26 protein-coding genes are annotated in these 23,784 nt (G+C 34.7%); 12 read left to right on the top strand and 14 right to left on the bottom strand.

Annotation, left to right across the window (positions count from 1 at the left end; translation table 11 throughout):
- Positions 1–170: 170 nt before the first annotated feature.
- Positions 171–833: a hypothetical protein gene (locus BM141_RS09515; protein WP_091544525.1), complete on the bottom strand. Its 663-nt coding sequence runs from the start codon at positions 831–833 to the stop codon at positions 171–173.
- Between the two features lie 113 nt (positions 834–946).
- Here BM141_RS09515 and BM141_RS09510 point away from each other — a divergent pair, with 113 nt between their 5' ends.
- Positions 947–2,023 (top strand): hypothetical protein, encoded by a 1,077-nt coding sequence (locus BM141_RS09510; protein ID WP_091544522.1) that lies wholly within the window; start codon positions 947–949, stop codon positions 2,021–2,023.
- Between the two features lie 462 nt (positions 2,024–2,485).
- Here BM141_RS09510 and BM141_RS09505 read toward each other — a convergent pair whose 3' ends face one another.
- From BM141_RS09505 to BM141_RS09485, 5 genes are all read right to left on the bottom strand, one after another.
- Positions 2,486–2,902, bottom strand: coding sequence for a hypothetical protein (locus tag BM141_RS09505; protein WP_091544519.1), 417 nt, complete (start codon positions 2,900–2,902; stop codon positions 2,486–2,488).
- A gap of 327 nt (positions 2,903–3,229) precedes the next feature.
- The gene (locus BM141_RS09500) at positions 3,230–4,519 is read right to left on the bottom strand and encodes a caldesmon family protein (RefSeq protein ID WP_091544517.1); all 1,290 of its coding nucleotides are present in this window, start codon (positions 4,517–4,519) and stop codon (positions 3,230–3,232) included.
- 404 nt (positions 4,520–4,923) lie between these two features.
- On the bottom strand, positions 4,924–5,403 hold the full coding sequence (locus BM141_RS09495; RefSeq protein ID WP_091544514.1) for a hypothetical protein: 480 nt from the start codon (positions 5,401–5,403) through the stop codon (positions 4,924–4,926).
- A gap of 179 nt (positions 5,404–5,582) precedes the next feature.
- Positions 5,583–6,371: a hypothetical protein gene (locus BM141_RS09490; RefSeq protein ID WP_091544511.1), complete on the bottom strand. Its 789-nt coding sequence runs from the start codon at positions 6,369–6,371 to the stop codon at positions 5,583–5,585.
- 322 nt (positions 6,372–6,693) lie between these two features.
- The gene (locus tag BM141_RS09485; protein WP_091544508.1) at positions 6,694–7,320 is read right to left on the bottom strand and encodes a hypothetical protein; all 627 of its coding nucleotides are present in this window, start codon (positions 7,318–7,320) and stop codon (positions 6,694–6,696) included.
- 133 nt (positions 7,321–7,453) lie between these two features.
- Here BM141_RS09485 and BM141_RS09480 point away from each other — a divergent pair, with 133 nt between their 5' ends.
- Entirely contained in the window at positions 7,454–7,822 is a 369-nt protein-coding gene (locus BM141_RS09480; RefSeq protein ID WP_091544505.1) for a helix-turn-helix transcriptional regulator, read from the top strand.
- Between the two features lie 4 nt (positions 7,823–7,826).
- Here BM141_RS09480 and BM141_RS09475 read toward each other — a convergent pair whose 3' ends face one another.
- Both BM141_RS09475 and BM141_RS09470 read right to left on the bottom strand, forming a co-directional pair.
- Entirely contained in the window at positions 7,827–8,966 is a 1,140-nt protein-coding gene (locus BM141_RS09475) for a DUF3179 domain-containing (seleno)protein (protein WP_091544503.1), read from the bottom strand.
- 12 nt (positions 8,967–8,978) lie between these two features.
- The gene (locus tag BM141_RS09470) at positions 8,979–9,794 is read right to left on the bottom strand and encodes a DNA-methyltransferase (RefSeq protein WP_091544751.1); all 816 of its coding nucleotides are present in this window, start codon (positions 9,792–9,794) and stop codon (positions 8,979–8,981) included.
- A 351-nt stretch (positions 9,795–10,145) separates the two neighbouring features.
- On the opposite strand from BM141_RS09470, the gene BM141_RS09465 reads away from it, so the two are divergent.
- From BM141_RS09465 to BM141_RS09455, 3 genes are all read left to right on the top strand, one after another.
- Positions 10,146–10,361 (top strand): hypothetical protein, encoded by a 216-nt coding sequence (locus tag BM141_RS09465; RefSeq protein ID WP_143090870.1) that lies wholly within the window; start codon positions 10,146–10,148, stop codon positions 10,359–10,361.
- 344 nt (positions 10,362–10,705) lie between these two features.
- Positions 10,706–11,278, top strand: coding sequence for a SiaB family protein kinase (locus tag BM141_RS09460; protein ID WP_091544497.1), 573 nt, complete (start codon positions 10,706–10,708; stop codon positions 11,276–11,278).
- 15 nt (positions 11,279–11,293) lie between these two features.
- Entirely contained in the window at positions 11,294–11,677 is a 384-nt protein-coding gene (locus BM141_RS09455) for a DUF1987 domain-containing protein (RefSeq protein WP_091544495.1), read from the top strand.
- A 62-nt stretch (positions 11,678–11,739) separates the two neighbouring features.
- On the opposite strand, the gene BM141_RS09450 is transcribed toward BM141_RS09455, so the two are convergent.
- Complete coding sequence (locus tag BM141_RS09450) at positions 11,740–12,090, bottom strand: helix-turn-helix domain-containing protein (protein WP_091544492.1); 351 nt, start codon at positions 12,088–12,090, stop codon at positions 11,740–11,742.
- A 280-nt stretch (positions 12,091–12,370) separates the two neighbouring features.
- Here BM141_RS09450 and BM141_RS09445 point away from each other — a divergent pair, with 280 nt between their 5' ends.
- The 3 genes from BM141_RS09445 (at position 12,371) to BM141_RS09435 (ending at position 15,592) form a co-directional block, all read left to right on the top strand.
- Positions 12,371–12,664 carry a hypothetical protein gene (locus BM141_RS09445; protein WP_091544489.1) on the top strand — a complete coding sequence of 98 codons (294 nt, stop codon included), beginning with the start codon at positions 12,371–12,373 and terminating at the stop codon, positions 12,662–12,664.
- A gap of 137 nt (positions 12,665–12,801) precedes the next feature.
- Complete coding sequence (locus tag BM141_RS09440) at positions 12,802–14,514, top strand: beta/gamma crystallin-related protein (protein WP_091544485.1); 1,713 nt, start codon at positions 12,802–12,804, stop codon at positions 14,512–14,514.
- A gap of 100 nt (positions 14,515–14,614) precedes the next feature.
- A complete protein-coding gene (locus BM141_RS09435) occupies positions 14,615–15,592 on the top strand; it encodes a phosphodiester glycosidase family protein (protein WP_143090869.1) in 978 nt (325 codons plus the stop codon).
- A 22-nt stretch (positions 15,593–15,614) separates the two neighbouring features.
- On the opposite strand, the gene BM141_RS09430 is transcribed toward BM141_RS09435, so the two are convergent.
- Complete coding sequence (locus BM141_RS09430; protein ID WP_091544478.1) at positions 15,615–16,214, bottom strand: hypothetical protein; 600 nt, start codon at positions 16,212–16,214, stop codon at positions 15,615–15,617.
- Between the two features lie 143 nt (positions 16,215–16,357).
- On the opposite strand from BM141_RS09430, the gene BM141_RS09425 reads away from it, so the two are divergent.
- On the top strand, positions 16,358–17,071 hold the full coding sequence (locus BM141_RS09425) for a LytR/AlgR family response regulator transcription factor (RefSeq protein WP_091544475.1): 714 nt from the start codon (positions 16,358–16,360) through the stop codon (positions 17,069–17,071).
- A gap of 156 nt (positions 17,072–17,227) precedes the next feature.
- Here BM141_RS09425 and BM141_RS09420 read toward each other — a convergent pair whose 3' ends face one another.
- Positions 17,228–18,511 (bottom strand): sugar isomerase, encoded by a 1,284-nt coding sequence (locus tag BM141_RS09420; RefSeq protein ID WP_091544472.1) that lies wholly within the window; start codon positions 18,509–18,511, stop codon positions 17,228–17,230.
- Between the two features lie 284 nt (positions 18,512–18,795).
- On the opposite strand from BM141_RS09420, the gene BM141_RS09415 reads away from it, so the two are divergent.
- From BM141_RS09415 to BM141_RS09405, 3 genes are read left to right on the top strand one after another with little or no spacing between them, the layout of a single operon-like run.
- On the top strand, positions 18,796–19,755 hold the full coding sequence (locus tag BM141_RS09415) for a glycosyltransferase (protein ID WP_221407658.1): 960 nt from the start codon (positions 18,796–18,798) through the stop codon (positions 19,753–19,755).
- A gap of 44 nt (positions 19,756–19,799) precedes the next feature.
- Positions 19,800–21,263: a gluconokinase gene (locus BM141_RS09410; RefSeq protein ID WP_221407657.1), complete on the top strand. Its 1,464-nt coding sequence runs from the start codon at positions 19,800–19,802 to the stop codon at positions 21,261–21,263.
- A gap of 40 nt (positions 21,264–21,303) precedes the next feature.
- A complete protein-coding gene (locus BM141_RS09405; RefSeq protein ID WP_091544466.1) occupies positions 21,304–21,873 on the top strand; it encodes a 1-acyl-sn-glycerol-3-phosphate acyltransferase in 570 nt (189 codons plus the stop codon).
- Positions 21,874–21,877: 4 nt separating this feature from the next.
- Here BM141_RS09405 and BM141_RS09400 read toward each other — a convergent pair whose 3' ends face one another.
- The 3 genes from BM141_RS09400 to BM141_RS22910 form a co-directional block, all read right to left on the bottom strand.
- Positions 21,878–22,222: a hypothetical protein gene (locus tag BM141_RS09400; protein WP_091544462.1), complete on the bottom strand. Its 345-nt coding sequence runs from the start codon at positions 22,220–22,222 to the stop codon at positions 21,878–21,880.
- A gap of 198 nt (positions 22,223–22,420) precedes the next feature.
- Positions 22,421–23,356 (bottom strand): TolB family protein, encoded by a 936-nt coding sequence (locus tag BM141_RS09395; protein ID WP_091544457.1) that lies wholly within the window; start codon positions 23,354–23,356, stop codon positions 22,421–22,423.
- Between the two features lie 123 nt (positions 23,357–23,479).
- A partial coding sequence (locus tag BM141_RS22910) for a hypothetical protein (protein ID WP_394331678.1) occupies positions 23,480–23,784 on the bottom strand: 305 nt, incomplete at its 5' end.

Raw genomic sequence — 23,784 nt, 5'->3', positions numbered from 1 at the left:
TTAATTAGAAAAAGTTATGAAGTAAATTATGGTTTATAAATACAAAAAAGACAAAAAAGCTAATTGGGAGTTGCTTAAAAACTAACTTTCTTTACTCTTTTATTTTTAAGACAACTTTCATTAGATTTACCCCTATCTTAAGTAAAGAAAAAAATCATTAAATGAATTTATTACTTCAATAATATTCTTACTACACCCACAGCAATATTCATTTTGTCAAGAACCTTATTATCACTTATCACATCTGTATCTCCCATGACTTGCTGAGTTTCCTCCTCTGTCAGTTGGTAAGGAGTTGTACTCTCATCAGATAATCCTATACTGTAACATTCCTTAAAAGCAGTCAAACTGCCCCCCTGAAAATCTGTAATATTTCCACCAAAATCCCAACCAAATCCACTGAATAAGAAGGGTTTGCCATTTAGCTCATTCAACTTTTTCAGAGGTGTCGAGGGTTTGATGCCGTAGGGAACTTGCCAAATAGTATTGGCATTATTGATTTCACAAGAAGCGACGCCTGCCAAGTTATTTTCATCTCTCCAGTTGATAACAAGTTGCTTTTCAGTTCCTCTAAAAATAGTCGTAATAATCATCTCCCCGCCGTCAAACTCTGCTTTTTCAGTGATGACATTTTCTCTACCAAACCATTTTATCAAGTCTGCTTCTGAGGTATTTTCTGTTATTTTCCCTACTGACTTACAAGGCACGCATAGGTAAGTAGAATCTACTACACTGACATTAGTTATATGATTTTCAGTATTATCTTCTTGTTTTTCTTTACCTCCACAAGCAAAGAAAAAACATGAGGCGAGTATCAAAATGATGTATTTCATAATTTTTTTGAGAAAAAAGATTTTTTTTACCTAAGTTTTTTGGAAATATTTTTAATAATTTTAACTTTGTAGCTAAATGTAATTTGCGTTTGCTTTGCTAAAATAAGAAAAATATGACAACAACTGCGGTAAACTCTCAAAATTCCACATCTTCTTCTACTAATACACTTTCTCCTGTCAGAGTAGAGCGAAACATTATCTTAAATGCGGCAGATATTAACGAGCATTATGGCACTGATGCAGGTTTAGTAAGGGACTTAATTGTCTATATATGTTATAATTATACTCATAATTTATTTGGCTTTAATCGCGTTTCCTTGACTGACTTCTGTAAAGTCATGGGCTATAAAAAATCCAACCTTAGTAAAAGACACCCCGCCGCAGAAACACGCAAACACAAACCAAGTATCAATGGTTATGAGTGGAGTTCTCAGTTAGAATACACTATCTTCCGCATGATAAAGGAAAACATTGTATTCACTTATAAGGCAAAAGTACCAGGCATGAACATAGAAGGGATTTCCAGTATTCCTGTATTAGTGGACGCAAGGGTACTTTATGACTCTCGCCGTCCTCAGAAAAGGTACTACGAGCTAAAACTCAGCAAAGAGTTCATCTCCAATTTATTAAGCTATTATTCTACTGTATTTTTAGAAGATTACATAGCGGCTGGTACACAGAGAAATAAAAGTCTTTTTATGTATCTTTCTATGTTACAACACGTTGCTATGTACAAAAAAGAAGAAATTACACCTTACTTTGACCACCTTTGCAAAATAGCAGATATTCACTACGAGAATAATCGTGAGAAAAAAAGGCACTTGCAAAAAGCACTACGAGAAATTCAAGAACGCACTTCCTTGAATTTTGAATTTGAGTTTTACAAAGCGGCAGGACAGAGCCACGCTTATTCTATTCGCATAGTATTCAAAGAATTTAATAAACTCTCTCCCAAAAAAGAGATGTTTAAGAATCAGCTTTTCAATAAATTACAAGATTTTTATTTATACAAATACGAAAAACAGTATCCTAATCTTTTCCAACAATGGTTGGGTAATAATGAGTACGACACAGAAATAAAGAAAGAGATTTTTGCTGAGGTATATGAAAATGTCTATCATAAGCCAATAGATATGTCCCAAGCCCATAACGTAGCAGATTTGAATGAGTTAATTGCCTGTATAGCTTAGTGTAGGATAATAAGATTTTGATTAAAAGCTGGGTATGCTTTTTTAATTTTTATACATAAACCCTATTATATAACATTTAACTAATTAGCTGATTTTCAATTACTTATTGTTTATAACTTTATGTAAAATGAAGTTATATAGTATAAAGTAATGATTAGCCAATAGTTACAAAAACTATAATTTTAAATTTTAGATTAAGATAAAAATATAGTTTGCTTTTTTATAATTAAAATAATTTAATTTTAAGATATTTATATATATTTAGAAAGTTGGTACAACAATCGAGGTTAAAGAACGGTTTTTCCTTGTCCCTACAACAAAAAAAGCTATCCAAATTTGAATAGCTTTTTCAAAGGAAATTAGTCAAATACTTTAAATTTATATAGCAGAGTTAAAAGATACTAATTATGAACAAGGAACTTAATCGCATATCACAAAAAACTACAAACTAAAAACCAACAATTACTCAGTAACATACAAGTTGAAAGCTATTTTTTTGAAGCGTCCTAATTCTTTAGAAAGGCTTGCGTTTTTGGCTTTCTCTGCCGCCAACTCAGTCATCATTACCTCTACTAACTTCCAAAGCTGCTCATTGGTCATGTTATGAGCGGCATTGATTGCATCATTTCCATTTGGGAAACGCTTTGCTATCTCTGCAGTTTCTTTTTTTAGCTCACTCATCTCCATCTTAGCAATGCGCTTAGCTTGGTTCGCCGCACTGCGACAGGTGTTAGAGCAATACTCTTGCCTATCATTGGTAAAGTATTGAATCTGCTTATTGCAGTATTTGCAACACTTCCCAAGAGTAGCATTGGCTTTGGGATTTTCCACCAAACGCTTTTCTATTGTTTTCTTGTTTGCATTTTCTACTTTTGTCATTTTTTTAGCTGTTTTAAAGTTTTTGATTATTCATTTTTTCATTTTAATCATTGAAAGAAGATACTTTGATATAGTAGCAAAACTGATTTTATTCTGGCTTAGTTCGCCCGTTTTTGAACTTCGTGGAAAGATGCAAATTGGGCTTACTTAACTTTCTGACAGTGCCAATCATTGATTTTAAAAGTTCTTTTTTAAAGTAAATTGTGCCTCAGAGGTGTTTTATATACTATCACATAAAACATTGAAAACTATGGTAGATTTTCACATAAACAAATGATTAACAATATTTTACTTTAAAGAGCTTGATTTTCAATCTTATATTATATATTATACGCTTTCTGCATTTGCCCACTCTATCACGCCAGAGTTTTCAAAATCGTCTTTTACTAAGTAAAAAGCATGACCTTTGCCATCGTCTTCTATGCCCGACTCTTTGTTGTGTGCTACTCGGCAGGAGGTAGAGCAGTATTTGGCTGTTTTTGACTTTTTGACGACTTCTTTCCCACAATGCACACAAGTAATTTTGTATCCTCCAGCTACTTTGCGTGGATTGCTGTCCTCGCTCATCTTAGAGAGAGGGATATGCTTAGCTACATTTTCATTTTTGGCAAAATTGAAAACTACTTCTCTTGCTACCTCTTGCTTTTCTTGCTCTTGCCTTTGTTCTTTCTCGATCTCTTCTCTGAATCGCTTAGAGAGGTTTTCATTTCTTGTTATCACCTCATTTTTAACTACTCTGCTTTCTGCTTCCTCGTATTGAGGCTTTGCTTGCATAATTTTTGGAGTAGTTTTTAGCTTGCTTTCTGTGTTTTTCTCCTCTGCATAACGCTCTTTGGTGTGGTTGCTTTTCTCTTTATTTTCCACCGGCTTGTAAGAGGTATTTTTAGAAGATTTATCCCTTATGGGTGTGAAATTCACAGAGTTATACTGCTTACTGGTTACAAATTTCTCTGCCAAGTCCTCTTGAGTCGAGGAGTATTTTGCTTTTTGGTAAACAGGCTCAAAATCCTCATCATCTTGGTAGGGATTAGCAAATCCGTTTTGATAGCTTTGCAAATCTCTCATTTTCATACGCTCCTCCTCTCTCAAAGCTTGTGCTAAAGAGGCTTTCAAACGCTTACGCTCTTGAGCATATTGCAGTTCTTTTTGACGTATCATCTCGTTTTGCATTTGTCTGCGTTTCCTGCGTTCCAAGTCAGCCATGAGTTCGCTCATGTCCTCCTCTTCATCGTGAGCGATTTGATGAGTGCTATAAGCTACTAACATAGGCAACATGGCACTCAGAATCAGCACGACAAAGTTCAGTTCGTCCATTTTCTCCCATTCCCAGCTCAACTCCATGCGGCTATATACGGTAAAAGAAACCACACAAGTCAGCAAAGCCAAAAACCAAGACAACACTACCTGCTTGCGAATCCCAAAAATGACGATGCACAAGAGCAAAAAGGCACTCAGAAACATGGCAGGTACATGGTTGATGGCACCCCAATCAGGTCTGTACGACAGCATGAATCTGAAAAACATACTTTGGAAATTGGTGAACTCTACGCCCAGCCCTATCGCCAGTATCAGCGTCAATCCAAAGTTGCGTTTGAGTTTTACAAATACCTCGTTCATAATTTTAAAAGATTATATTTTGAAAATGGTGATTTGTTTGTTTTGAGATACCCTACTGCTATAACAAAACCTCCATTTGGTTTAATTCACTTATTATTGAAAATATTTTGCATCAAAAATATCAATAAATATTAACTAATCAAAAAATATGGAATAAATTTTTACAATCATTTATTTTAAAATTGAAAAAATGAGCGAAATTGCTGACTATAAGCCCTTAATCCTAATTTTAATTGAACCATAGTTCAAAGTTAGGAAATAGAAATGTAAAAAATAAATAATTATTGAAATATTTTTTACACTCGATTTTATTGGGGTGAGGTTGTAAGAAAAAGAAGCAAATTTTGTCAAAGTTTGCTTCTTTCCTTACTGGACTTTAAGGAGGTGCGATGATGCTTCTCTTCCTACAAAGCAAACATTCTCACAAAGAAATAGGCATTGGGTATTTTTTTGGTATAAAAAATCTCTACCGTCCATTTGCTATTTTTCTCTTTGTTTTCACAGTACAAAATAGCTCTCTTGCATGGAAAACCTAAAATTTCTTTTCTCCCAGATTTGTAACGAATCTTTGTGGGTTGGGGATACCCTCTTTTAACTGAAATATGAGCTTCTTTCTTATTCATCACATTCACTATGACCATTGCTTTACAACTATCACCTTGCTTCAAATGTACCCCAGTAAGTGTATCATAATGCCCATCGCCTCTGGAACTACTGATGACGGGTGCGCTCCAATAAGCCACAGTGTCTTTCTTAAAGAAAAGCTGCTCTTCCTGAATTTTAGGGAAAAGAGCAAGCACTGCATCAGGTGCAATTTCGGTGGCTAATGTTTTGCTCTTTGTCAAGCGTTTGATATGCTTTTGCTTGAGGTTATTGTATTCCAATTACTTTTTTGACTGAGCAAAAAACTCCTTGCTAAAGGTAACTTCATAAACTATTCTGCCTTGGGTATGGGTTTGCGCTTGAGCATAAGAAGTGAAAATATAATTTAAAATACACAAAATAAAGACTTTAGTTTTCATATTTTTGATAGTTGGTTTACTGACTTAATTTTAAATGCATATCAGTCCCGAATAGTCAAGCTATATCCTTTGGGTATTTCAAACCGCTCATCAGGAATAGGCTCAAAGGAAATTTCTTTGGCTATGAGAATATAGCCTTCTTCTTCATTTTCAATAAGTAAAGGTAAGCCTTTTAAGTTAGGGAATTTTAAGTTTACATTAGGCAGCTCTTCTGTATAATAAACTATCGTTTTCTGAGCAGTATCTCTGACTTCTTTAGTAACAATGGCTTTCTTGCATTTATAGCCTAATATTTCTTTGGGTTCGCTATCCTTTATATATTCTATTTTCATAATATTGTTCATCTCCTTTCCGTCAGTAACGTCTTTTTTCAATGCAATCTTTCTTCTATCGCTTTCCATTCCATTTAAATTACCTAAAACTATCTTAAATATGCTATCATCTTCTTTCAAAAAGATAGTGTGCAAAGTATCGTTGTTGATAGGACTAACATAAAAACTGGAAAGATAAAAAATTCTATCTTTTTTGAAGTATATAAGTTGTTCTTTATCAGTAGATAGCGCATCCACTATTTTTTGTATTTCCATTTTCATCATCTGTTTCTGATAAAAAGAAGCTGAGTCTTGCTGCCTTAAAATTCTATCTGTAGCTTGTTGCTTGTTGATTCTTTTTCCCATTCGTTCTGACACTTGGTCAAAATACTTGTCAGAAAATTGTTTCAGATAGACAATTTTGCCTTCTTTGCGCTTTTGGGCTTGAGCAGGTATAAAGACAAGTAATGATATTGAAAAACATAACATAAATAGCATAATGAATTTGATTACTTTCATAGAATTATGATTTTAGATGAAACAATATTTAATTAATTGATATTCAATAAATAAGCATTCTCTAGTCATAGTTCTGATTTTCTAAATTGGAAAGCGTTTAACTTTCTAAGTCAGCCTTACAATAGGAACAGATATTTCCTGAAACCAAACAAATTAAAAAGAATTATCTGCTTATTGTTGTAAACTCAATAAAAAGCTTTTAATTCATTTATTATCAATATTTTTACATTGATATATTGAAATTATAGATTGCAATTTACTGAAGATAATAATTACACATTAAGCGATAATCCTACAAGATTAAAAATATTTATCTTTACTATCACCATTGCCCTGTTTGGCAGTAGCGAAGTTTTAGTGTGCATACCATAGAGTCAGAACCATAAATTAATGGACAATCTGACCCCTCATCGCATGATAGATAATTGTCCAAAGCAAAGATAAGGCAACTTATAAAATCATAGGTACAATTATCTTCTATCCTCCCATTAGATAACATAGGAGTATTATAAGTTGAATAGAGTGCTTTATTTAGTGTATTATTACTATAGGAATATTCTTTTTTCAATTTAGCCAACAATTTTTTCAGTGTCTGATAAAATTCTTTTTGCTCTTCTTTACTTGAGTAAGACAGATTTGGTAGTTTTTTAGTTTGACGATAATTAGAAGCTTCGTTAAATAATCTTTCCCTTTCTGTAGCTGAAAGAGTAGATAGCCATTTGTTCTTTTTGTCTTCTAGAGTCATAATTAATGATGCAAAATCCATAAAATCCTTACTTTTTAGAAGTTTCTCTGTTACAACATCACTTCTTAGTGAGAGAGTTTTATCTTGTGTGATAGGTTCAACTTCTTTTTGCACATTTCTGTTACAAGCGACAAAGAAAAATAATAAACTCATCACTGCCAAACTTCCCAGAGAGGCAGTAAAAATAGAAAATTTTACTTTCATTTTTGTTTGAAATTTAAAGTTTAATTACATTGCAAACCTAATCAGTTTTGTTAGGAAATAACAGTCCTAAAAGTATCAGTTTAGCACTTTAAACACTTTTTTAGTACAAAAAACTCTAAAACATTACAATTCAATGAATAGCAAAAAATTAGGTAGTATTATCCGTTTATTGCGTTTAGCCAAAGACTACAGCCAAGAAAATATGGCAGACCTATTAAGTATCTCCCAATCTGCTTATGGGAAAATGGAACGAGGTCGTAGTCCAATTACATTAGAACTTGCAGAACAAACCGCAAAAATATTTCAAATCCCTTTGGTAGAACTACTTAAATTAGATGAAAAGCAAATAATCCAAATGAATTGTACTGCTACCAATGGACTTAATGTCAATAGTACCATTCATATTTATGAGGATAAAAAAGAAATAGATAGAATTAAGGAAGAAATAGAAAATCTTAAAGCTATATTGGAAAATTTAAAAAATACTACACAACCAAAATAACCTTTTACCTCTTAGTCTTAGGGTGAAAAGTTTGCCAACTGTGCCAGTATTCTTGGTAAGCGTTTAGTTTTTTCAAATCTGGGAATGAAGGATTGAGCGATTTCCCTAAGAAGTTATACAGATTTTCTTGGCTCACTAAAGTATCATTTTGTATAGTAAATTTCTGCATTTTGTCTGTTCTTTGCAAGGCAATGAAACTACTGCCGTCTTGGGAAAGAATAATCACAATAGGTTGATTGCCCAACTCATCATAGATTATTTTTTCTTTTTGCAAGCTATTCCAATCGTAAGCCTTACTCTCCTGCCCTACTTCTACCCCTACTACCCAAGATTTTGCTTGCCAAGAGCTTGTGTCCCTGCGCGTGAGTTTGCCTGTCAATCTGCCTTTTTCATAGGTTTTCATGCTGTCGTATTCTACTTGGAACTTGGGGTCTGCTTGCATGACCCAAGTATAAGGGTGCAGTTCTTTCCATTTTTTTAAAGTAGTTTGGTAAGAAGGAAACTCTACTAACATACTGCCTTTTAACTTTCCCGCAACTGCCTCTCCCGTAGCCTGTTGCCACCAGCTTTTGGTGGTTTTATCCTCAAACATGGCGTTAAAATGGTCCATGCCTACCAAGCGAAATTCCTCTGCTTTTCCATTGACCACAGGCTCAAATACTCTGCCTGTTCTGCAAACTGTGCAGTAAGTTATCATTACGGGCTTCCCCCCTATGCTGTCCCTGACTTGGTGGTGATAGCCCAAAAACTGAATAGGATACGCCTTTGCCTGTCCATTGTGCGCTATCCCAATGACCAACTTGTCATCGGCAATCTCGCTTTCTCCTACGGCTCTGAGTTGCAAGGTGGAGGGTTGGTAAAACATCACGTCTGCCGCCATTTTAAAATTGGTAAAATAAGCAACCACAGCTATCCCTACTAATAATATCGTAGGGAAGACCTTATTCGCAGTCAAGGCATTTTTTAGCCCTAAAAAGAGGGTAACAGTAAAAAGACTACGAAAAATCCACCGCCAAGTATGCAAAAAATAAGCGATGTCTATGCTATTCATTTCTTGACTTCCGGGAAGGGGCATAATGAAATAGACATTGCCCATTTCAAAAAGTATTAGCCCTACTGCACCGAGATAAAATAATTTTTTCATTTTCGTGAGGAGTTAGTTGATAAAAGCTTCTATCTTTTCTACTTCTTTTAAAATTCTATTTTTAGCTAATTCACAATAATTAGCATCTATCTCCACTCCTACCCCAACTCTATTTAGCAATTCTGCTTCAATTAAGGTAGTTCCACTTCCACAAAAAGGGTCAAAAATGGTATCACCTACAAAACTAAATAACTTGATAGCTCTACGAGGCAATTCTCTTGGAAAAGGAGCAGGGTGTCCTATTCTTTTCTTGCTTTCCCCGTTAAACGTCCAAACTCCATTTGTCCAAGTCATAAACTCCTCTTTGGTAATATCTGAGATTTTTGAACCATTCGTTTTTTTCCAGTCGCCTTTATAAAGCACCACAATCAACTCTACAGGAGCAATCACATAAGGAGCTGCCGCAGAAAGCCAAGAACCCCAAGCTGTTCTACGTGAAATATTCCCTTCATTCCAAATAATAGTAGAATGATACTGCCAACCTATTTTTTGAGCTATTTTTGTCAAATCTGCCCCTACTGCACGCTGCCCACCTTTATTTTTGTCTAGAGGTATGTTCATCACCAAACGCCCTTGTGGTTTTGTCCAATAGAAGCAATTGGATAGCCATTTTTCAGAAAAATCTAAATATTGTTCATAGTTTAATTCATCATCATTAGAGTTATACTCAATTCCGACATTATAAGGTGGAGAAGTAACGGTTAAATCAACAAAATCTTTATCAAAAAGATTGGTTTTCAAACAGCTATCCTGAAAAAGTTGTATATGCTTATGAGTAAAATAGGCTTCGTTTATCATCAATTTATCTAAAACAGTATTATCAAGCATTGCATTCATTCTTTTCCTACAAAGTTATATATTTTTATTGATTTTTGGTTTCATTTTTTTAGAATGATAAAATCTCTATCAAATCTTAGCCTTGTATTAAACAAAATTTTATTATATGAAAGCAAAAAAATTATAGTTAAGCTATTTATAATCAAGCCCTATATAGAATCCATTTGTAGGCTACCCAAAAAGACAAATAAATTTTCTACATTAAAAATAAAAAAGTAGCTATTTTCTTACTTAATGTTTTCTAAGAAAAAGACAATTTTTTATTAAAATAATACTAAAAACAATAATTTTACGTTAGTAGAATAAAAGATAACATTTGCCACATTAAAACAGTCAAAGGATATGAAACGAAGGATGATACGATACATGCTTGATAGAGAAATTAGTCCTGTAGAATTTTCTGAATTGGTGAATTTTAGCAATGAAAATCAGCACATTACTCCATTACAAAGTGTGCATGGTCAAAGTAAATCCAAAAATATTACTTTTACAGACACACTGATGATTATTGCAGTAATAGCTGTAAGTTGCTTCTTTTTATTGATATTGATGATGTAAGTAGCTCTTTATTTGCTGATTTTAGCGTTGATTCATGCTTGCGCTATGGTTCAGCAAAACTGCTTAGTATCTCTCTTGCCTCCTACCCCCAAATTTGTCTATCAATCTTTGATTAAGTGCAAGCAAATTATATTTTTTGCCTAATTTTTGCATATCAAAATAAATATTCTTTATTTTACCCCGCATAACCTCTTATATACTGTTTTATCTTTCTCTTAGCAGAGTCGAAGTAGAAATGTTATAAAAGCCGAAACATAAAATTTGTGCCGACAGTGGTTAAAAAGATACGTTCATCTAAGTCTTATTTTTTAGAAATTCAATTGACTAAAAATCTGCCAAAGAATATGGGTAAGGGAATCAATATCTTTGACTATTATATGGATTTCGAGGAGAACAATGTAATTATCTATTACAAAGGTCCCTTCATGGAAACTATTTTGGCAAAGATTAGTGAAGACATCAAAGCAAGGTTTGACAAAGACCCGCTTACAAGCAAAAAAATCTTTTCTATTTTTATAGAACTTGCACAAAATATTGCACACCACTCGGATGAGCGCAATGTTTTTGGAGAAAATCAACTCAAAAAGTCCGGAAACGGGACTTTTCAACTCAGTGAGTCAGAAGACCATTTTACGCTTGTATCTGGCAATTTGATTCGAAATGAGGACGTTCCCGAAATCATAGACAAGTGCAATACAGTGAACGAGTTGGATATTGAGGGCTTGAGAAAGTTGAAAAGAGATTTGCGAAATCTGCCTCGAAGAGAAGGACACAAAGGAGCAAATATTGGTTTAGTAGATATAGCTATTAAAGCCCAAAATCCTTTGAGCGTGGAGGTTACACCTATTAACGAAGAGTTTTCATACTTTATCATTTCCGTTGAAGTGTCTAAGCAAAGTAAAGCTGAATCTGAATAACTAATCATAAAATCTATGGGAAATATTGAAATAAAAGGAGAAAAAACCGAATTTTTTATACCAACAGTTAATTTTAATGCGGAAACGGGTATTTGCGAGATAGCAGGGGAGTCATATTTAGAGGAAACTTTTGAATTTTACCAAAAACTCATAGACTGGCTTACACAATACATCAATGAGGAGAAAAAACCTATTATTTTTAACTGTAAACTTACTTATTTCAACACAGCATCTTCAAAAGCGATTCTGGAAATTCTTAGGTTACTCAAAAACTATCAACAAGAAGGAGGACATGCTCAGATTAATTGGTTTTACCATGAATGGGACGATGATATGAAAATGGAAGTAGAAGATTTGAGTTTAGATGCAGATGTAAGTATTAATCTGGTTACCTTTTAATAAGCGAATTTTAACTCTCTAAGAGCCTTACTTTTATGCACAAAAAGGTAAGGTTTTTTTGTTTACTTTTTCTTTTTGCCAAAAAAATTAAGAATCTCGTCTAATTTTTGATTAAGCTCATTTTTCATCTCCTCTTGGTTGCGTTTCAGTTCGTTGATGTCCCTGTAAATATTTTCTGGATTGATGGCAATCAATGACTGCTCCTTATTACTACTTTTCTTTGCAAATAAATCAATCCCAAGAATATCGGCTATTTGCTGTAAAGTTCTGACTTTTAGGTCTGTTTTACCTATTTCAATATCTTTGTACGCACTTTGAGAAATGCCCAACTTTGCCGCCATATCTGCCTGCGTAATCCCTCTTTCTTTTCTTTTTTCTCTAATAAGCTCGAGTATCTCTTTTAAGTCGTCCATAAAAGTTTTTCTTTTTACAAAAATGAAGATTTATTCTAAATAAAAGAAATAATTTTAAAATTCTTTTATAATTAAAACAAATACTTTTAATATTGCATCACCAACAGAAAACAAAACAGTTTTACTTTTAAAATTTAGCTACAAAATAGTTTGGCTTTTAAATAGAAGCAAAACTTTTAAAATATGTCTGATTTGGCAATGCAAGTTAGCAAAAAAATTGATAATAAAGTAGTTATTCTTTTGAAATCTTGTTTAAATAAATCTAAAACTTTTATTCTATATGAAAAATTTACACCAAATCTCTGAAAACTTGCTTGAGAAACGCAATGTAACCGTCGTTTTTAAAAATAGCGCTGGACAGTTTATCACTGCTTTAGAAGTACAAAATATACGTCCCCCGTATATTGAAAAAGTAAAGACAAGAAAAAGCTACTTGGACAAACTTTTCCAAATCCAATCACAACACAAACATTATCTCATTGATTACTGGCTAAGTTCTCCTCAAAACAAGCAGCAATATGCTAAAGCTCAAAGTGAAACCTTTATGTCAAGTATGAAGCAAGAGCAAGTATGAAAAAAAATCTGTTTCAAAAACTTGCTTGTATGCCTTCAATATGATTATTAACATTTCGTTAAGTCATATTTGCAATTTATTAAGTATGAATTGTATATTTTTTGTAAGGTTATTAGACAAACCAAACACTTACACTTATGAAAAAATTTTTCCTGATTACCGTACTCAGTATCACATGCCTGATAAACAATATTTTAGCACAAGCTCCTGTGGTGTACGAAAACACACATTTTAGCGGCAAAAGCCAATCACTCAAAGCAGGGGATTATCGCAGTGCAGACCTCGCTGGCGTAGGCAATGATGCTATTTCTTCTGTGAGAGTTCCTGAGGGATTTAAGTTAATAGTCTTTGAAAATGATAATTTTGAGGGTGATTTCTTTGAGATTACTACCAGTATTCCAAGTTTGGATTTTTGGAGCGATAGAATTTCATCTATTCGCGTCATAGATTTGCAAAATCGTAGTATTACAAATAATCAGACCACTTCTCCTCCTACTACTACCAATAATAATAGTAATAATACCTCTACTCCTGCAAGTAATTCTGGGAATACATCACAAAATCAAGGAGGTGGCAATCAACCTTGGTGGGCGGGGAATAAGCCTTCAGTCAATTATTCTGATAATGACATTGTTATTTTTGCAGATAAAAATTTTCAAGGACAAGGGCAAGTGCTTGCAGAGGGTAGGTACAATGACCGACAACTAACTATTGGGAATGATGCCCTTAGCTCTATCAAAGTCCCCCAAGGCTATACAGTCAGGCTCTTTGAGCATGGAAATTTTGACGGTCGTACCCTTGACATCAAAGCAGATGTAAACGACCTTGCTACGCTTAGGTGGGACAATATCACTTCTTCTATCCAAGTATTTAAAGGTGATGCACCATCTAATATCAATACGGGAAGCATCGCTCTATTGTATCAACATAGTAACTTTGACGGTAGGAATCAAGCACTTGGCGAAGGGCGATATTTGACTAAAGACTTTGGCTTGGCACATGATTTGACCTCGCTAAGGGTTACACAAGGCTATTATGTACGTCTCTTTGAGCAGGACAATTTCCGAGGGGCTTCCGTCGACATTACCGGCGATGTAAACGACCTAAGTAGCATGGGTTGGAACGATAGAGCTATGTCTTTGCAAGTCATTCGTGGGCTTTCTCCTACTCAACAGTTCAATAATAATAACACTAACAATCAAAATTGGAATCCTAATCAAGTTACCTTTTACCAACTTCCTAATTATGCAGGAAGAATGATGAGTTTGCCAGAAGGCAACTATGGTACCTTGAGCGGTATGCAAGTTGGGAACTATGATATTTCTTCTATCCGCGTGCCTATGGGCTTCACTGTGCGTCTGTATTCAAGAGAAAATGGACAGGGTTCTTTCGTAGATATTACCCAAGACACAGATAATTTGAGCAGAATAGGCTGGGACAACCGCGCTGTATCTTTACAAGTGATTTTTACAGGCAATCAGTTTGGCAATAATTGGAACAGTAATAATAGCTTTCCTAATAATAATTTGCCAAATAATAATATGCCGAATAGTAATTTCCCCAATAATAACACAGGATTTTACAGTAATTTTAATCGTTCCTTCCGCATGACTCAAAACGGAACAGATTTTCGCATTAGAATTGCTAATAGTGGTGGTGTATCACAGATTCAAACGCAAAGTGGCATGAACGCATGGACAGACGTTTTAGTAATTTCTGCGGATAATCAGCGGGGCTACTATCGCATTAGGGATAATAGCGGTATGGAATATGATGTAAATTTGCAGAATAACGGACGTTCTCTCACACTAAATAATCGCAACGGCAACTGGACATATTTTGCAGAATAAGTTTTATAATGATGTATTGAAAGGCTTTACTTTACGTAAAGCCTTTTTTATTTTCTCAGGAATTACTTACCTTGCAAAAAAAAGTATAAAAGGTAAGCAAATGAAATATCTACTACTATTTTGCAAAATATTGATTGTTTGGCTTTTATCTATTCATGTTCTTTTTGCCCAAGTAAAACTGTCTTGGCAGGAACGCACTGAGATTTATCAAAACTTGCCATCCTCTATCCAAATCTTTGAATATCAGGGCAATCTGCCTACAAATAATAGAAAAGTACATATCGTTTTGGCTAAAATTAACTTGAAAGATAAAAACTTGGAAATCAAAAGCATAGCTTCGCAGGAAGGCAAAGGCTTGGAGATAGTTCCAGAGATAGCCCAAAAAAACCAAGCTATTTTAGCTATTAATGGCGGTTATTTTTCTTTTAAGCCAGATACTGCCAAAGGTGGACTTTCTTCTGTAAGTTTGATTGTTTCCGAAGGGAAAACTATTGCTACGAATCAGTTTGCAGTTTCACGAAAAGATGCAAGCAACAATACGCATATTTGCTATCCTACGCGCAGTGCTTTTGGATTGAGGGGACGCAAGCCAGACATTGCTTGGGTGTATGCGGAGAAGGGGAAAAATTATTTTTATCAAACGCCCAATCCAATCACTGACGATTTTCAACAAAGCCAACCTACTCCAAAATTACCTTCTAAGCGGAAAAAGTGGAAAGTAACAGAGGCTATGGGAGGAGGTCCCGTATTGGTAGAGAATTATCAAAAACGGATTACTGACAAGGAAGAACTTTTTACTCAAATAGCAGGTATCAATCCCAGAACAGCAGTTGGTTACAGTGATAGGCAAGAAGTTATTTTTTTAGTAGTAGATGGCAGGCAAGAAATAAGCGAAGGGGTAACTTTTGAGGAATTAGCAGATATTTTTCTTGGTTTGGGAGTAAAAGAGGCTATCAACTTAGACGGAGGAGGTTCTTCTACTTTCTGGGTAAATGGCAAGGTGATAAACAGCCCATCGGATAAAACAGGTCTGCGAAAGGTAGCCTCCGTGCTTGTAGTAAAAATGAAAAATAAATAATTCTTTTTCCCTTTTAAAAATTTTAAACGCGAGGTTCTGCCTTTTGATATAAGTCCATGATATATTTCATTTCTTGACTTGGGTACTTACTATATTTTTCAAGTACAGAAACAATTTTTTCTTTGAAAGGAAACATTTTGTAATAATCCCAACTGATGAAATATTTAATCACACTTTCTATGCTTCTTTTCCCCAAAATAATGTCTAAACTATATGCTCTCGCTTCAAAGTAAGCACGAAAAGGGGCTGGTAATGGCAGAGCAAAAAACAAAAAGAAAATATAAAAAGCATTGATAGGAAAAAGAAGAGCAAATACAATTAGCACTTGGGGAAAAAGATAAGCCAAGGCAAAAATGGGAAAAGAGAAACGCTTTGTGTCCAATAGATGCACTGCTTCGTGAGCCAAAATTTGCATAGCTTGTTTGGGACATTGCTCAATGAACTTTCTGTTTGTAAAATAGACCGTATAGCCAATCACTGTGGTAAAATCAGTCATAAAATGGGGGTTGAACCACTTGATGAAAAAATACAGCAAACGCATTTCCCAAGATTCATCTTTATATTTAATTCTTACAGGAACTTCTTTTTGAAGCAGCCCAATAAAATATTCTAAATCTGACATTTTAAAGTTTTTTCTCTAAAATAGCAATAATTTAAATAACAACTATTAATTTTAGGTGCTAATTTGTTCATAATTGGTTAGAGTATATTTTTCATTTGTCTTAGTATTCTACCTTATTTGCAGAGTAAATCAAATATAACCCTATGAAAGTCAATTGTTTAGTTATTGATGATGACCCGATTAGTAGAACCATTGTTTGTAATTATATTAATCAAGTAGATAGTTTGTACTTAGTGGCAAGTTGTGAGAATCCTGTACAAGCTATGAACTACTTGCATAATAGCCATATACACATTATATTTTCAGACATAGAAATGCCCATGCTCAATGGGTTGGAGTTTATCAAATCCTTGAGCGAACCTCCGCTCTTCATCTTTATTACTTCACACCAAGAATATGCTTTAGAAGGTTTTGAAGTCAATGCAACGGATTTTCTAACTAAGCCTTTTACTTACGCTCGCTTTTTAAAAGCAGTCAATAAAGCACTTGAACTAATTGCAGACAACGAGAAAGAAGTTATTGACGTTCAAAAAGACTACTTTTTTGTCAAATTAGATTCTAAACTTATAAAGCTATATTTTGACGAAGTATTGTATGTAGAGGCTCAGAAAGATTACGTAAAAATCTACACCAATACAGGCAAGCCACAGTTGGTATGGCTGAACCTGAAACATATAGAGGAACAGTTCCCACCAGACTTATTTGTAAGAACTCATCGCTCCTACATTGTCAATATTTCAAAAGTAGATGTCATTCTCAATGAGGAAGTTATTATTGGGAATACAAGTATTCCTCTTGGAATGTCTTATAAAGAAAACGTACTCAAACTCATAGACCCTAAACTCATCAAACGCTAACAATTTTCTAATCTATTTCTAATCTAAGACATATAGCATCATATATTTCTTTTAATAACTTTGTCATAAGTTTTTAGGTGGATGCAATAGTAAGAAAACGCATGGGGCTTCGTATATGAAGCAGTTATCCAGCTATACTCATGCGTTTTTCTTTTTTTATAGTCCCGTTGCTATTGCCAACTTTCCCCTTTCTGTAACTAATCTTTTTCTTACTTCCAATTTTCTAAATAAATCCAAAGGACTTAACGCCGCACTACTACGTTTCCTTGCCTCAGCCAGCAGAGGTCTTACATCTGTTCTAAATGCACTCTGTACAATTTCTTGAGCTTTGACTGCGTCATTGTTGTCTTGTGCTTCCCAGAGCATCTCCCTGTTGATAATCAAAGCCTGTGCATAGGCTATTTTGATAGCCTCTACCGATTGCAATAAGTCTTCCAAAGGGTCTTTGACATTGTGGCTTGCGTCTATCATCCATGCTGGTACGGGATTTTGAGTGTTTTTATCTTCCATACCTTCTACCAACTCATTAAAAATCAGAAAAAGCTGATATGGCTTGATACTACCTACTGTCAAATCGTCATCTCCATATTTAGAGTCGTTAAAATGAAACCCTCCTAACTTGCCTTCCATCATCAAGGTTGCTACTATCTGCTCTATATTAGTGTTGGGGAGGTGATGCCCTAAATCTACCAAAGTATAAGCCTGATGACCAAGTTTATTTGCCAGTAAAAAAGAAGTTCCCCAATCCTGAATCACAGTAGAGTAAAAATTAGGCTCATAAGGCTTGTATTCTATAAAAATTTGCCAGTCAGTAGGCAAGCAAGCATAGATTTCTTGCAAAGAATCTAAAGTTCTTTGCAACGCTTTCTTAAAATTCTGTTGGGCGGGGAAGCAAGAACCATCAGAAAGCCAAACAGTAAGAGCCTTAGAACCAAGCATTTCCCCGTATTTGATTACTTCAATATTATGATTTACAGCTTGTTGCCTCACTTCTTTTTGGGAATGAGAAAGTGAACCAAATTTGTAAGAATAGTTTTGAGTCTTTTGGTCTTGGAAAGTATTAGAGTTTACAGCATCAAAGACAATATCATAACTACTTGCCAATGACTTGATTGCATCAGTATTTTCAGGAATATCCCAAGGAATGTGCAAAGAGATAGCCCCACTTGAGCGATTGAGGGCATGAAGTAAGCCGATATCCTCTATTTTTTCTTCTAAGCTACGAGGCTCGCCTGCGCCAGAGAACCTCCCAAAGCGAGTTCCTCCTGTCCCTAATGCCCACGAAGGAATAGCTATTTGTAAATCAGCAAGTTTGGTAACTATGGTATTTACATTGATGCCTTCTTGTTCAAGTGTTTCCGCCAGAAAATTAAATTTCCTTTCATGTTGCTTTTCGTATAGGTAGTTGTGTTGGTCTATTTGATACTTTTCTATTTTCATGTTACTATTGTTTTAAATTACTTTAACAAGATAAAATATCCTAAATAAACTAATCGTTTCTAAGAATAAAATTGCGTTTCTAAGGTAAAAATAGGATTGATTCACAAGAATCAGCTTTTATTAGGTAGATTTTTTTAGTAAGTTTGATATTAATAAGAAACCAATGAAATTTTAAAACTAAAATGCCAAGATTATCAATTTTTTTGTAGTATTTTGTAAATTTACCGTAGTATAATGTATATCAGTTATTTACTCCTAAATCCTTTATGAAAATATCTGTGGTCATGTCAGTATATAATGGTGAAGATTTTTTAGCAGAAGCCATTGAAAGTGTCTTAAATCAAAGCTATAAAGATTTCGAGTTCATTATTGTAGATGACGGTTCCACAGATAGTACTCCCAGAATTTTAGCAAAATACCAAACGCTTGACCAGAGGATAATCATAGACAGTCATGCCAATATGGGTTTAGCCAATTCACTAAATAGGGCGATTGACACGGCAAAAGGAGAGTGGATTGCCAGAATAGATGCAGATGATATTATGATGCCTAATCGCTTAGAGGAGCAACTGCGGTTCATAGAAGCAAATCCTGAAGTAGATGTGGTAGCTACTTGGGTATATTATATCGATGAGCATAGCAAAGTCTTCAGGTTACTTGATTTTCCCAAAGACTTAGTTACTTGGGAAGATAATCAGAGATATTTCAAAGAAAATAAAGGAGTGGGAGTCATACACCCTTCAGTCATGTATCGCAAGGCATCTTTTCTAAAAGTAGGCGGATATAGAAATGTGAATCCGGGTCAGGACACAGACCTGTGGTTTAGAATGCAAGAACGAGGATTGATGTTTGCTGTTATCCACAAACCACTTACTAAATATCGTGCAAGTCAAAACTCTATCGTCATTTCTCAAAAACTTGCTCAAAGATACCATTACCAATGGACCTTGCATAACATGCTACGCAGAAGACAAGGGCTTCCTGAAATTGGAAAAAAAGAATTTATGCGACATATCCTATCAAGTCCCTTTGGTAAAAACTTTGCCATTCATCAAGAAGTACTATTCCGACATTTTTCAAAAAAAGCCATTCTTGCCCTAAGTAGAAAAAATAATTTGCTATTGATACTTTATGCCTGTGTTTTGTTTATAATCAGTCCTATCAAAACTTTAAACAAAATACTATTGCAGATGAATAGGAAAAATAGAAGCAAAGAAACACTTTTTATATCTGAAGACTTTTGAAAATTGACATCAATAATCACTTTAAAACTATAAAACACTATCCAATGTACATAGGAGTCGACATAGGCACAAGTAGCGTAAAAGCCGTAAGTATTGATAATCGGGGTGTAGTCCAAAATATTCGTCAAATTCCTTACCCTATTTTTTCTTCTTCTCCTGACTTCCAAGAACAAGACCCAGAAGAAATTTTTAATGCAACAGTCAAAGTACTCAAAGATATATTAGCTGATAATCAAGGCAATAAGAATCAAATCAAAGCGATTTCATTCAGTGCCGCCATGCACAGCCTCATGGCGATAGATGCAGCAGGAAAACCACTGACCCTACTCATTACTTGGGCAGATAGTAGAGCAAAGCAAATAGCTGATAATCTGAGAGAAATGGATTTAGGCAAACAAATTTACAGGCAAACAGGAACGGCTGTCCATGCCATGTCCCCACTATGCAAATTGCTGTGGCTCAAAGAATATCAAGCTGAGTTACTTGCTGAGGCACATAAATTCATTGGTATTAAAGAATATGTATTTTTTAAACTTTTTGGAGAATATGTCATAGATTTTTCACTTGCTTCTGCCACAGGTTTATTTGATGTTTTTAATTTGAAATGGTACAAAGACAGCCTACAACTTATTGGGATAGAAGAAAATAAACTTTCTACTCCCGTTCCTACTACTGCTATTTTTCAAACTAAAAAGTTTCCTGAGTTTGCTAATATTAATTTTATAATAGGCGCAAGTGATGGTTGTTTGGCAAACTTAGGAGCAGGGGCGATAGAGGAAGGACAAATAGCTACTACCATTGGCACAAGTGGGGCTATTCGCATGACCTCCTCCCAATCATTCGTTGATGAACAAATGCGAACTTTTTGCTATTATACTGATGATAACCAATATGTTATAGGTGGAGCAGTCAATAATGGAGGTATTATCTTGCAGTGGTTAAGAGAGGCTTTTTCTCCAGACGAATCTGTAGAAAATATATTCCAATCTGCGACAAATATTCCCACTGGGTCTGAAGGTTTGGTGTTTTTGCCCTATCTCTTGGGTGAGCGCGCACCTATTTGGGATTCCTCAGCTAAGGGAGTGTTTTTGGGGATAGGGAAAAATCATACACAAGCACATTTTTATCGTGCTGTTTTAGAAGGAATTATATTTGCACTATATAGCGTAGGCAAAGTTTTTAAAGAAATACAGTCCGCACCAAAAGAGCCTTGTATTTATGCCACTGGCGGATTTACCAAGTCTGATTTTTGGGTACAAATGATGGCTGATATTTTCAACCAAAAAATTCTTGTGCCTAATAGTTCTGAAAGCACTGCTATTGGTGCTTGTATTTTGGCTATGAAGGCTTTAGGAGAAATAAATGAGTGGAAAGAAGCTCAAGAAATGATACCCATAACAAAAGAATTTTTGCCTAATGAGGCAAATCATGCAGTTTACATGAAAAATTTTTCAGTATTTGAAAAATTATACCTCGCCTTAAAACCATTATTTCATCATAATAATTAATTTAGGGTTCATTTTCCCTTAACCTTAAATTGATGCAGGAATGGAGTGGTTCTTAAAACAAATCTGTATATTCATTTACTGGCTTATTGGTTGGAAAGTACGCAACCAAATAGTCAAGCGTCCTGAGAAATTTCTTATGATAGTCGCCCCTCATACAAGTAATTGGGATTTTATTGTAGCGCTTTTTGCAAGATACATTGCTGGGTACGGCTTCAATACCAAATTTTTAGGAAAACACACCTTGTTCAAACCTCCTTTTGGCTTTATTTTTTATGGGCTTGGTGGCGTGCCTGTGGATAGAACCAAAAGCAATAATTTGGTGGAACAGGTAGTAGAAAAGTACAAGAAAGCCAAAGGAGAATTTGGAATCGTGATTGCCCCTGAAGGCACAAGAAAATACATAGATGATTGGAAAAAAGGGTTTTATCATATCGCAGTCAGTGCAGGCGTGCCTATCATTCCTGTGGGATTGGATTACAAAAAAAAGGAAACTATTATTTTTGATTTATTTTATCCCACAGGAGCTATAGAAGCAGATTTAGTAACCTTGAAAGCCCTTTTCAAGAATGTTACAGCCTATCACCCAGAAAATTATAATTATGAAAATTAAAAAATTACTTACTTTTAGGCTTTTTCTTATTTTTCAAGCCTATTTCATAATTGCGGTACTGCTCGGGGGTGGTAACTGATTTGAGCCTTGCCTCAAACTTTTGCTCATTGCGTAAGTGCTTGATTTTGCGCTTTTCAGGGTCTGGTTCGCTCTCTTCGATTTCATCATACTTTTTATAATACTCTTCCGAAGCAATTTTAATCATTCGGATTTGATTCTGGTCGTAGATTTTCAAGAACTTCACTATTTCGTCAGCCCTCTCCTCGCCTTTCTGTTTGGCATCTTGACCGTATCCTTGCGAAGCAATCGCAAAAAAAGCAAGGGTAAAAATAAAAAACAGTTTTCTCATATTTTGTAAGATTATTTTTAGTTTATAACGGAAATATGAGCCAAAACGATATGTGAAAGGGAACGGAAAATCAAAAAAATTACTTTTTCTTTTTGGATACGTCTATGCCTTCGTAAATCTTACTCATAGTTAATTTCACATTGACAGAGGGCATTTCTACCGTTTTGTCCAAAATGTTAAGTGTGCATTGAGCAATTTTTATTTTTTATTAGGTTGCCACTCTGCCCTACTTCCGTCAATAGCACATTGATAGTGCAATACTTCTATTATTTTTGCCTCTGAGCCGTCAGCTTTCATTAGATAGACGGGACGCTTATCTGCTTGTTTTTGTGTGTATGCCGTATTTCTGCTCTGCTCCTCCCGCCAATAAGCAAAGTCAGTAACTCTGAAAGTAAGGTATTGACCATCAGGAGAAAAGGCAGGAGAACTACTAATTTTTTTTAAGTGCGTAAGTTGTTTTAAGTTCCCTCCGTCAGCATCACAAACAAAAATTTCTGCATATTCGCCGTCTTGTCCAGAAAAAGCAATTTTTTTGCCGTCTGCAGACCAAACAGGTGCAATACCTCCTATGTTACTTTCATGAGAAATAATCTGTTTTCTATTCTCACCGCTTGCATCCATTACCCAAACACCGTAACCTTTTTTACCTTGTTGGGTAAAAACTATTTTCTTGCCATCAGGCGAGATATTACCATCCCTGCCCTCCGCTACTTTTTGTAAACCTGTCCCATTCGGTTTTATCCGATAAATGCTGCTGGTATTGCCTTCGTTAAAATAAATGTACTTACCGTCTGCCGTCCAACTTGCCCAATATGCTACAGAGCCAAAAGGAAGATGAGTTAATTGTTTTAGACCTTTCCCTTCCTTATTGACTATATAAAGTTGAAAAGTTTTTCCATCTTCTCTATTAGAAGTGAAAACTATTTTTTCCCCATTTGGTGACCATGCAGGGTAGCGTTCTTCTGAATCAGGGGCTTTGGTCAGGTTAAAGGCATCACCCGTTAGAGGATTAACAATAAAAACTTCCGTATCTCCCGTTCTTATAGAAGTAATTATTAAGTTTGTATTAGGAAACTGACCATACACAAAACCTGAAAAGGTAAGCACCAAGGCAAGTGTTATTGTTATTTTCATTAGGCAATAAGGAATTACAATAAATCTATGTGAGATTATATAAACTAAGATATAAATATCTGAATAATATAGTATTGCTTCAAATTAGAACATATTTTTATTTTGGTTTACCAATTGTGCTAGTTAAAATATAAAGTTTTTTATATCTAAGATAGGTTGTTGAGTTATAAAGTTTAAATAAATAGCAAAAGTTAGGGATGTTATTTTTGCGATAATTCTATTTGTTAGTCCCCAAGCACTCTTTGCACGTGTATATTGTATGTTAAACTGCTCTGTCAGTATTGAGTTTACTGTTTCAATGGTTTTACGAAAAATACCAAGAAATGCTTTTTCAGTAGCAGTATTAGCTACTTGGTTTGCTCTATTTTGTATAATTAGCTCATAATCAAGTGTATTCTCAAGCCTTTTTCCCAACCCTACATACCCTT

The sequence above is a fragment of the Thermoflexibacter ruber genome, assembly GCF_900113045.1.
In the GTDB taxonomy this organism is placed as follows: Bacteria; Bacteroidota; Bacteroidia; order Cytophagales; family Thermoflexibacteraceae; genus Thermoflexibacter; species Thermoflexibacter ruber.
Note: the sequence above shows the minus strand (reverse complement) of the source record. Positions and strands in the feature narration are given on the sequence as shown.

Coding starts and splice junctions, on each gene's coding strand:
- BM141_RS09490 (WP_091544511.1), bottom strand. CDS start 6,371: ATGAAAGTAATCAAATTCATTATGCTATTTATGTTATGTTTTTCAATA.
- BM141_RS09425 (WP_091544475.1), top strand. CDS start 16,358: ATGAAAGTCAATTGTTTAGTTATTGATGATGACCCGATTAGTAGAACC.
- BM141_RS09415 (WP_221407658.1), top strand. CDS start 18,796: ATGTCAGTATATAATGGTGAAGATTTTTTAGCAGAAGCCATTGAAAGT.
- BM141_RS09450 (WP_091544492.1), bottom strand. CDS start 12,090: ATGGACGACTTAAAAGAGATACTCGAGCTTATTAGAGAAAAAAGAAAA.
- BM141_RS09510 (WP_091544522.1), top strand. CDS start 947: ATGACAACAACTGCGGTAAACTCTCAAAATTCCACATCTTCTTCTACT.
- BM141_RS09395 (WP_091544457.1), bottom strand. CDS start 23,356: ATGAAAATAACAATAACACTTGCCTTGGTGCTTACCTTTTCAGGTTTT.
- BM141_RS09440 (WP_091544485.1), top strand. CDS start 12,802: ATGAAAAAATTTTTCCTGATTACCGTACTCAGTATCACATGCCTGATA.
- BM141_RS09405 (WP_091544466.1), top strand. CDS start 21,304: ATGGAGTGGTTCTTAAAACAAATCTGTATATTCATTTACTGGCTTATT.
- BM141_RS09460 (WP_091544497.1), top strand. CDS start 10,706: ATGGGTAAGGGAATCAATATCTTTGACTATTATATGGATTTCGAGGAG.
- BM141_RS09485 (WP_091544508.1), bottom strand. CDS start 7,320: ATGAAAGTAAAATTTTCTATTTTTACTGCCTCTCTGGGAAGTTTGGCA.
- BM141_RS09445 (WP_091544489.1), top strand. CDS start 12,371: ATGAAAAATTTACACCAAATCTCTGAAAACTTGCTTGAGAAACGCAAT.
- BM141_RS09470 (WP_091544751.1), bottom strand. CDS start 9,794: ATGCTTGATAATACTGTTTTAGATAAATTGATGATAAACGAAGCCTAT.
- BM141_RS09505 (WP_091544519.1), bottom strand. CDS start 2,902: ATGACAAAAGTAGAAAATGCAAACAAGAAAACAATAGAAAAGCGTTTG.
- BM141_RS09410 (WP_221407657.1), top strand. CDS start 19,800: ATGTACATAGGAGTCGACATAGGCACAAGTAGCGTAAAAGCCGTAAGT.
- BM141_RS09400 (WP_091544462.1), bottom strand. CDS start 22,222: ATGAGAAAACTGTTTTTTATTTTTACCCTTGCTTTTTTTGCGATTGCT.
- BM141_RS09435 (WP_143090869.1), top strand. CDS start 14,615: ATGAAATATCTACTACTATTTTGCAAAATATTGATTGTTTGGCTTTTA.
- BM141_RS09480 (WP_091544505.1), top strand. CDS start 7,454: ATGAATAGCAAAAAATTAGGTAGTATTATCCGTTTATTGCGTTTAGCC.
- BM141_RS09455 (WP_091544495.1), top strand. CDS start 11,294: ATGGGAAATATTGAAATAAAAGGAGAAAAAACCGAATTTTTTATACCA.
- BM141_RS09420 (WP_091544472.1), bottom strand. CDS start 18,511: ATGAAAATAGAAAAGTATCAAATAGACCAACACAACTACCTATACGAA.
- BM141_RS09465 (WP_143090870.1), top strand. CDS start 10,146: ATGAAACGAAGGATGATACGATACATGCTTGATAGAGAAATTAGTCCT.
- BM141_RS09500 (WP_091544517.1), bottom strand. CDS start 4,519: ATGAACGAGGTATTTGTAAAACTCAAACGCAACTTTGGATTGACGCTG.
- BM141_RS09430 (WP_091544478.1), bottom strand. CDS start 16,214: ATGTCAGATTTAGAATATTTTATTGGGCTGCTTCAAAAAGAAGTTCCT.
- BM141_RS09515 (WP_091544525.1), bottom strand. CDS start 833: ATGAAATACATCATTTTGATACTCGCCTCATGTTTTTTCTTTGCTTGT.
- BM141_RS09475 (WP_091544503.1), bottom strand. CDS start 8,966: ATGAAAAAATTATTTTATCTCGGTGCAGTAGGGCTAATACTTTTTGAA.